Source organism: Streptomyces sp. 7N604 (assembly GCF_052245475.1).
Lineage (GTDB): Bacteria > Actinomycetota > Actinomycetes > Streptomycetales > Streptomycetaceae > Streptomyces.
This window is the reverse complement of sequence record NZ_JBQQBX010000094.1, coordinates 1-1,525: the sequence shown is the minus strand read 5'-3', so window position 1 is coordinate 1,525 and position 1,525 is coordinate 1. Positions and strand designations below refer to the sequence as shown.

Sequence of the window (1,525 nt, the reverse complement as noted above, 5' to 3'; positions counted from 1 at the left end):
CCGTCACCGTCACCGTCGACCTCCCCACCCGCCCCGCCCCCGCCATCGAAGGCATCACCTACTTCACCGTCTCCGAACTCCTCCAGAACATCAGCAAACACGCCCACGCAACCCACGCCTCCGTGGAGCTGTGGAGGTCGGAGAACCGGCTGCTCATGCAGGTGCGGGACGACGGGCACGGCGGGGCGCGGCTGGACGGCGGCAGCGGACTGGCGGGACTCGCCGAGCGGCTGGGCGCGGTGGACGGGCTGTTCGTTCTCGACTCGCCGGAGGGCGGGCCGACCTCCGTGACGGCGGAGCTGCCCTGGCGGGACCGCACGGACGCCTGAGCCCGGCGCCCTCACCGAGGGACCCGTACCCGCACGTACGAAGGCCGGGCCCGCGCGCCGTACGACGCCGAGGTGGGGCCGAGGCGCCGGCCGAGGTAGGGAAAGCCCCACCCCCGAGACACCGAGCGGCTCCATGGTCCCGCCGGCCCCCGGTCCAGCAGCCTTGAGGCAAGCATTCGGCAGACCGCGGAAGCAGAAACGGACGACACCGCCATGGACACCGCATACGCGTACGGACCGGAGACCCGCCCGCACCGGGTGCCCGCGGCGCTGCGCGCGCCGCTCGAGGCCCGCACCTGGCGCGAGTTCCTCCACCTGATGCTCAGTCTGCCGATCGCGATCGTGATGTTCGTCTACGCGGTCACGATGACCTCCCTCGGCGCCGGCCTGCTCGTCACCTTCCTCGGCGTGCCGGTGCTGGCCGCCGCGCTGACCGGCGCCCGCGCGTTCGGCTCGGTGGAGCGCACCCGGGCCCGGGCCCTGCTGCGCCTGGACGTGGCCGCGCCCGAGCCCGTACGCCCCAGCGGCCGCGGGCTGATGGCCTGGGTCGGCGCGCTGCTCAAGAGCGGGGCCTCCTGGCGCCACCTGCTCTACTGCCTGCTGCACTTCCCCTGGGCGGTCTTCGCCTTCTGCGTCTCGCTCGTCCTGTGGGCGAACGGCTGGGCGCTGCTGCTCTACCCGGTGTGGCACTGGACGCTCCACCGCTACGCCGACCAGCCGGGCATCCAGCTGTACGGGAGCGAGGACCCCAGGGACGACTTCTACCTCGACACTCCCTTCGAGATCGCCGCCGCCTCCGCCACCGGGCTGCTGCTCGTCCTCGCCACCCCGTGGGTGATCCGCGCCCTCACGCAGGTGGACCGGGTGATGGTGTCCGGGCTGCTCGGCCCCTCCCGGCTGGCCACGCGCGTGACGGAGCTGGAGTCGGACCGCGGGACGGTGGTCGACACCGCGGCCGCCGACCTGCGCCGCATCGAACGCGACCTCCACGACGGCGCCCAGGCCCGCCTCGTCGCCCTCGCCATGGACCTCGGCCTCGCCAAGGAAAAACTCCAGGAAGACCCCGACACCGCCGCCCGCATGGTCGACGAAGCCCACGGCGAAGTGAAACTCGCCCTCCAAGAACTCCGCGACCTCGCCCGCGGCATCCACCCCGCCATCCTCACCGACCGCGGCCTCGGCCCCGCCCTCTCCAC

General features: G+C 73.2%; 2 protein-coding genes. Both read left to right on the top strand.

Annotated features, from left to right (window positions below; genetic code table 11):
- On the top strand, positions 1-329 hold a 329-nt coding region (locus ACTWP8_RS38145), incomplete at its 5' end, for a sensor histidine kinase (protein WP_443326636.1).
- 213 nt (positions 330-542) lie between these two features.
- Positions 543-1,525: sensor histidine kinase (locus tag ACTWP8_RS38140; protein WP_443326635.1), on the top strand; the 983-nt coding region annotated here is incomplete at its 3' end.